7 protein-coding genes and 4 tRNA genes are annotated in these 6,727 nt (G+C 58.8%); 3 read left to right on the top strand and 8 right to left on the bottom strand.

All coding sequences use genetic code 11. The features are described 5' to 3' along the window. The first annotated feature begins 99 nt into the window (after positions 1-99). Positions 100-615, top strand: coding sequence for a hypothetical protein (locus tag PLU72_15300; GenBank protein HOT29540.1), 516 nt, complete (start codon positions 100-102; stop codon positions 613-615). Positions 616-635: 20 nt separating this feature from the next. Here PLU72_15300 and PLU72_15295 read toward each other — a convergent pair whose 3' ends face one another. Continuing rightward, positions 636-1,223 carry a hypothetical protein gene (locus PLU72_15295; GenBank protein HOT29539.1) on the bottom strand — a complete coding sequence of 196 codons (588 nt, stop codon included), beginning with the start codon at positions 1,221-1,223 and terminating at the stop codon, positions 636-638. A gap of 193 nt (positions 1,224-1,416) precedes the next feature. Here PLU72_15295 and PLU72_15290 point away from each other — a divergent pair, with 193 nt between their 5' ends. Further along, positions 1,417-2,649 (top strand): LysM peptidoglycan-binding domain-containing protein, encoded by a 1,233-nt coding sequence (locus PLU72_15290; GenBank protein ID HOT29538.1) that lies wholly within the window; start codon positions 1,417-1,419, stop codon positions 2,647-2,649. 133 nt (positions 2,650-2,782) lie between these two features. Here PLU72_15290 and PLU72_15285 read toward each other — a convergent pair whose 3' ends face one another. Then, entirely contained in the window at positions 2,783-3,445 is a 663-nt protein-coding gene (locus PLU72_15285; protein ID HOT29537.1) for an SH3 domain-containing protein, read from the bottom strand. A gap of 95 nt (positions 3,446-3,540) precedes the next feature. Beyond that, positions 3,541-3,888: a hypothetical protein gene (locus PLU72_15280; GenBank protein ID HOT29536.1), complete on the bottom strand. Its 348-nt coding sequence runs from the start codon at positions 3,886-3,888 to the stop codon at positions 3,541-3,543. A gap of 137 nt (positions 3,889-4,025) precedes the next feature. On the opposite strand from PLU72_15280, the gene PLU72_15275 reads away from it, so the two are divergent. Next, positions 4,026-5,381 (top strand): hypothetical protein, encoded by a 1,356-nt coding sequence (locus PLU72_15275; GenBank protein HOT29535.1) that lies wholly within the window; start codon positions 4,026-4,028, stop codon positions 5,379-5,381. 142 nt (positions 5,382-5,523) lie between these two features. On the opposite strand, the gene PLU72_15270 is transcribed toward PLU72_15275, so the two are convergent. The 5 genes from PLU72_15270 to PLU72_15250 form a co-directional block, all read right to left on the bottom strand. After that, positions 5,524-5,595 (bottom strand) — tRNA-Cys (locus PLU72_15270). Between the two features lie 14 nt (positions 5,596-5,609). Further along, a tRNA-Phe gene (locus PLU72_15265) sits at positions 5,610-5,682 on the bottom strand. 8 nt (positions 5,683-5,690) lie between these two features. Beyond that, a tRNA-Asp gene (locus tag PLU72_15260) sits at positions 5,691-5,765 on the bottom strand. Positions 5,766-5,793: 28 nt separating this feature from the next. Continuing rightward, positions 5,794-5,866, bottom strand: a tRNA-Val gene (locus tag PLU72_15255). Between the two features lie 316 nt (positions 5,867-6,182). After that, positions 6,183-6,557 carry a hypothetical protein gene (locus PLU72_15250; GenBank protein HOT29534.1) on the bottom strand — a complete coding sequence of 125 codons (375 nt, stop codon included), beginning with the start codon at positions 6,555-6,557 and terminating at the stop codon, positions 6,183-6,185. Positions 6,558-6,727: the final 170 nt, after the last annotated feature.

Below are 6,727 nucleotides of genomic sequence, written 5' to 3'. Positions count from 1 at the left end.
GCCGATCCAGGAAACCATGACCAGAAATTACACCACTTGACGGGACGTAAGCCCTCTACCACATGAAAAATCCCGCAGAGTGTACATGAAACCCCGGAAATGCCGGGCAAATCATTCGGCGAGAAGTGGGCTCCTATGTTTGCCAAATTCTGGCTGTTTTCTGAAGGTGACGGCTGGGAGAAAAGAAAAGCTACGGACTATTTTGACATTGGCTGGACCCCAAAAGAAACTGGCAAGGAAATTAGGATTGAATTGAAAGCATCATCTGAGAATCCTAATTTTAGATTTCAACAGATTAGACATCCCAAAATGCACGGGAAAAAATCTGAATATGAAATGGTGCTTTGCATCGGAGTTACTGCCGGATCATTAGAATGGTGGGCAATTCCGACTGAAGCGCTAGACTTTCTGGCCGACAATGGCAAAACGAAGCAAGAAAATGTTGTGATTGTCAAGCATCATGGAAAGAAGACTGTTATTTGGAATGAAGATGTTGGGTTTGAGGATGAGGGTTGGTTTTTAGCTGATGAGAGAAACCGTAAAATCATCCAAGAATATGCCGCGACGAGTGAAAGAATTCGGGAAAAGATACTAGATCATTTTTTAGCAACATAACACGGAGGTATCTGGCGAATTCACCGTTCGAGTTTCAAAAGGCCGAGATTGAACGTCTTTCCCGCCAACTCGGCAAACGCCTGCCACCTTTTGTCCTGGAGGAGAAAGCACCCAAGCGCCACAGACTTTTCGTCAGGACGTGCGCCATGGTGGAGAAGAATCTCAACCAGTTTCACATCCCGTCCGGATTTCCTGCCCTCGTCGGAAAGCGTGTAGCGGGTCAGTTCGCCCGGCCTGAACGAAACCAGTGAAACGGACGGCCGCACTTCGCGGACGGCGATCTGGGTGTATGCCGAAAGAGGCTCTCTCCAGCGCGTGGTGACGAACGGAATGCGCGAGGCCATCCAGTCGACATACCGTTCGGTGATCACGAGGTGCACCCGCCCGTATCCGGCGACGCAAAGCAGCAGCACGCTTATACTTGCCAATATACACATGGGCAAATACTGCGAAGGCGGCCAAAAGCAAATCACGCCCAGGCCAAGAATGCCACCGTTCGCCAGGAGAAGGCAGAAGATCACGAACGGCAGACCGACCCCGTTGTTCACTTCGGCTGAAACGGGCAGTCGTTCGACGTCGAGATTCGGATGATACCCCGGACTCAGCATTCGATCCCTCCCGGCTCCCGGCAGATGCTCCGCTTGCCGCATCATACCACAGGCTCGAACAGGCATGCTTCCCGGCGTCAACACGGCGACCCGGGCTTGTTCAGGCGTTCGACTTGACGAACGTCGTGTCGGCCGGGATACTTGAAGAAAGCAATCCGACTCCCGACAGAATCGGAACCAAGGGAGGATCGTTATGACCTGGAATCTGACGTTCCGGAGGGCGGCAATGTCGTTCGGCGTGGTATTCGGGCTTCTTGCGGCGTGCTCGGTTCACGCCGGCCCGTTCTCTGGCAACTCGGTCACCGTCGCTCAGGAAGCACCGGCGAACGACGAGTCCTCAGCGCCCTCTGTGACGGCCGTCGTAGCGTCAGACGATACGACGGAGCCCGTTGCCGCTCCGTCCGCTCCCACCATGGAATACACCGTCAGAAGCGGCGACTACCTGAGCGGGATCGCCCGACGCCTCCTCGGCGATCCCGCCCGGTATCAGGAGATTGTCCGCCTGAACGTGGACCGCTACCCATCGCTCGCCAAGAATCCGAACCTGATCCTGGTGGGCTGGCAGCTCCGCCTGCCCGGCGACGCCGACACGGCGAAACCATCCTCGCCTATCGCACCACCGTCCGACTCGATCGCCGTCTCGCAGGCCCCGTCGCAGGGCTCGGTCGCCAGTGCGCCCGCGCCGGTGAGTCCCCCGGCTTCCGGCAGCCGGCCGTCAGGCACAGGGCCGTCCTCCCCTGCAACGACTCCTGCGGCTTCGACAGCCCCCGCTCCGAACCCCCTACCTGACGGAACTCCCTTGATCGGGCCGGGCCAGCGCGTGCTGCACATTGGAGACTCGCACACGGTCGGCATCTACGGTTCAACGATCGATGCGGCGATGCGCGAAACCGGCGCCCAGATACGCACCTACGGCGTGGCCGGCAGCTCCCCCTCGTGGTGGTATCAGGGAACGGTGACAAAATGCGGCTACTACGGCCGTGACGAGCAGGGAAAGGTCGACCGCCCGGCCGACTGGCGCACCCCGCGCGCCACGCCGTCTCTCCCCGACCTGATCAAGGAATACAAGCCGACCGTCCTGGTCGTTTCGCTCGGCGCGAACCTGTTCGGCGCTTCAGAAGCCACGGTGAAGCGCGAAACTCAGCGCATCATCGACACCGCCAAGGAAGCCGGCTGCACCCTCGTCTGGGTCGGCCCCCCGCGCGCCCGCGAGGACGTCAAATCGATCGCGGCCCAGGACCGCCTCTGCGAGACGATCAAGGCCACGATCGGCGACCAGGGAACGTTCGTCGATTCCCGCCCGTTCACGAAATACCCCTCCGGCGGCGGCGACGGCCTCCATTACTGGGGAACGGAAGGTTCGAAAACCGCGAAAGCATGGGCCGAAAACGTTCTCGCGACCATCCAGACGTCAGGGAAGAAGTAGGCATTAATACCATACGATATACAAAGACCCCGGCGATCTCAACCGGGGCCTTTGGCGTCTCTCCCGAGTCTTGCAGATTGCGAACTGCCCGTTCGCCCTGAGTCTGTCGAAGGGTGAACGGGAACGCGACGTGCTATGGCGCTTCCTCGTATACGACAACGGTCCGGGTGCCGACTTCCTTCTTTTCCTTCTTCGTCTCCTTATCCATCTTCTGCCACGGAATCTCGTGAAGGCCCGCGGTTTTCACGCGCAGGGAAAAAGTCTCCTTGCCCGAAAACCGGCCCTCGGCCGCGCACAGGATGGCCAGGTCGTCGTTCGCCAACCGGATCGCGTAGACGTCGCCGGCGGCGCACGGGAAGGAACGGCGCAGGTCGTCGAGTTCCTTCCCCTCCAGTCGCCGGAGAACGGCGGCGCTCAGGGCATACGAGTCCGGCCCGCCCGAAATGGCGGAAACCACGCTTCCGTCGGCATCCTCGGACGGTGCGCCGACTCGGTCCGGGGAAGCGGCTTCGACGGCTTTCAGGTTCTTCTGGTGCGACCATCCCGTCGAACCGTCATCGAATTTCACTTCCTTCCACGGCCCTTTCTCGGAAACGACGAGACACCGCGTTCCCGTGGCGGGCTGAAACAGGATCTTGTCACGAAGGTTCGGTCCCGTCCGCACGTTTCCCTCGCCGTCGATGAACTCCATCGTGCGACCGCTCTTTCCCGCATCGACGGCTCGGGCGCTGCCGGTGGGGAACAGGAGAAGCGCGCCCAGGGCGACAAGAACGCTCAACCGAATATATTTAGTCATATTATAATTTCCTTTGCTTTTCGCGTCCCGCACAGAGGAAGTCCGCAATCGCCCTGCGTCTGGAGAAGGGCGGAAATCTCCCGAATTCGACATGATCAGCCTTTTCCCAGCATGAACTCGCCGGCGGCCTTCTCGAGGGCATCGGCCGTTGCCCGGAGACGCCCGACGTATTCCATCATGGCGCTGCGCAGGGACTCAGCAGCCTCCGTCCTGGCTTCCGGCAGGCACATGATCTTGAACTCGACGCCGTCGTCGCCAAGCGGATATTCCGTGATCTCTCCGATCCATTTTCGCTTGATGGTCCGCTCGTCGGCCTCGCCCGTGTGATCTGCCATGGAAATGCGGACCGAATGTTTGTCCTCGGTGAGGATATCGTACTCGGTGACGATCTCCTGACATCCTGTTTTCAGACACAGCAACCGGATCCCGAGAAGTTTGTTCATGCTCTCCCCTTTCCTGCGCGCACGGCGAATACGCTCTGTCTTTCCCGATCGACAGGAGGTTCCCCGGGACCCTCCCCCTTCAGGTATACTAAGAAAGGATTCTTATCATGTTTGCCAGGGAAAGGGAATATACCACCATGAGTCGACAGAAAGCTCCCCGGTTCCTGAAGTATCTCGCGTTTTCATTTTTCCTGGCCGGTCTGCTCTGGGCCTTGCCTCTCGCGGCCCAGGCACAGTTGTCGAATGGCCAGGAGCCGGTGGTCTCGAAAGCCTATCGGGTGACGGTCATGGGCAGCCGCCAGGTCTCGAACGCCGACGAGCGCTCGCTGAAGAAGCTGATCGGCCACCTGAACGACGCCGTGAAAAAGGTCACCGGCTGGGGCATCCCGATGGACCGCGCCGTCCGGATCATGCTGTACACCGACACCCATTTCCCGTCCCGCGACGTCTGGACGGCGGCCGGCGTCACCCCCGACCAGAAGGGGCTGGCCGCGTTCGTCGAGGAGAACACCCTGCTGTTCGCGACGATGAGCGGGTATGAAATGGCGCACGAGGCCGACCGGGTGGGGGACAAGTGGTTTTTCCTGCGGCCCGTCAAGCTGAAGAAGGAGTATCTCAGCTCGCCGCAGAAACTCACCAGCAAGGATCTGACCCATCTCGAGAATCTCGTGAAGGCTCAGGGCGAGCGTCTCGGCAAAAGTTTCACCCAGTCGCTTGCCGACAACATGAACGACTACGTGGTGTTCGATAGTGCCGCCTATAGTTTCCCGATCGGCACGCTGTGGGTTCCGGTCCGCAAGGCTGACGACCTCCACCGGTTTCTCGACACGATCGTGCACGAGTTCGGCCACCATGTGTTCTACCAGCTCGTGACGCACGTTCTGCACCGCACGAACCCGAAGAACCGCTGGACCCGCACGCAGATTTTCACCGCCACGCGCAACCTGCTCGCCCTCAACGAGTTTTTCGCCGACTACACCGCCGTTTCCTGCGGCCACAACGTGGTCATCTCCGTCCACAACCTGATCGCCGGCATTCCGAAAGATTTCAAACGCTATTTCAGCCAGGATCGCACGCTGGCCGAGTATCTGGCCGCCGCCAACGGCGGAACCAAACTCGAGCAAGAGGTTCTGCGCGAGGGGCACAATGCTCTCAATCCCTGCCGCTCCTTCGCCTGGAAGCTGAAACTCGCTCTCGGCACCGCCGCCACCGACAAACTGGTCGTTGCCGCCGTGCGCGATCAGGTGTTGGAATACTTCGGGAAGGAACTCCCCCGGCTGAAGCGCACTCCCTCGAAACTCGGCTGGGGCTGCTACGAGTATTCCGGCTACCCCACCGACGTCCTGACCGAGAATCTCCGCTTCCTCGGCCACCTGCAGGCCGCCGCCGACAAGCAGTTGTCCGCCGCCCAGAAAGCCCAGTTCGCCGCCGAAGCCGAAAAAATCTTCGGCGCACACTACCCGCTCAAGCCCGCCGCCGCATCCGCCCAATAACACACACCTCAAAACAACGGCTCCACGAGGCCCCGATCCTGACGATCCGGGCCTCGTTCATTTTTCGGGCCGCCCTGCCGGGCACGCAAAAAAAGACCCCGGGCTCATGGACCGGGGCCTTCTCTCGTGACGGATCAAGAAGAGGCGGCAATCGGATTCGAACCGATGTATAAAGGTTTTGCAGACCTTCGCCTTACCACTTGGCTATGCCGCCGAAACAACAAAAAATGGCCAGAGTCGGAATCGAACCAACGACACACGGATTTTCAGTCCGTTGCTCTACCATCTGAGCTATCTGGCCTTGGGCAGCGGGGACGACGAGATTTGAACTCGCGGCCTCATGCGTGACAGGCATGCGTTCTAACCAAACTGAACTACGTCCCCAGATACACTTCGTGACGGGCAATTGCAGTGGGCGATGACGGGCTCGAACCGCCGACCACCTGCGTGTAAAGCAGGCGCTCTGCCAGCTGAGCTAATCGCCCTCCACGTCAGTGAAATGATGATATCACGGTTCGTTTTCCGTGTCAACTCTCTTCGTATTTTTTCCTTCATCGTGCGGACATGCGCATCAGAAAAGGGATGCAGGGGTACCGAACACGAATCACCACAAAGGCACAAAGGCACAAAGACACGAAAGGGAAGAACTGTTTTTGCTCCCATCGTGTTCACATTCGATCCCCATGCTTCATCTCGCGGGCGGGTTTGAAACCCGCCCCTACAAAAGATGTAATGACCGGCAGGCATTGAATAGCCGCAGTTTGATTTTTTTGCGGCTTGATGCCTTTGTGGTGAACTCTTCTAGAAGGTGACGATTTTCTGGGCTTTATTGATGGCTTCGAGGAGGTCGATCGTGTTGGCGAGTTTTCCGACACGAAGCTGTCCCTTCAGCCCGAGGCGTTCGAGGGCGAAGCCGGAGACCAGCACTTTCACGCCGGCACGCTCGATCCGCGTGATGGCGGGGATGAGCGGACTGCCTTCCATGCAGGCCTTGACGGCGGTATTCCAGAAGACGAGCGTCCGTGGGACGAACTCGCTTTCGGAAAGCGTGACGATGAGATTCGAAAATGACTCGCTTCCCAGCTTCGACCGGCCGCCAATGCTGCATCTGGTGAACATCAGCAGGAAATTGGCAACGTTGGCGGACGGCAACCAGACGCGTTTTTCGAAATACACGTCCTCGAACTGCTTGTAAGATACATCTGTGCGGGGGCTCAGAGTCCGGTCGACCTTTCCCGTAGATTGTCGCGCATCCGCGGCTGACGCCGTGATTATATACCGATGGAGGAACGGGATACAAGAGCGCTTTGTACTTGACAGAGGACATAGCCTATGGTATCTTCGGG

The sequence above is a fragment of the Candidatus Ozemobacteraceae bacterium genome (assembly GCA_035373905.1).
Classification (GTDB): Bacteria; Muiribacteriota; Ozemobacteria; order Ozemobacterales; family Ozemobacteraceae; genus MWAR01.
Note: the sequence above shows the minus strand (reverse complement) of the source record. Positions and strands in the feature narration are given on the sequence as shown.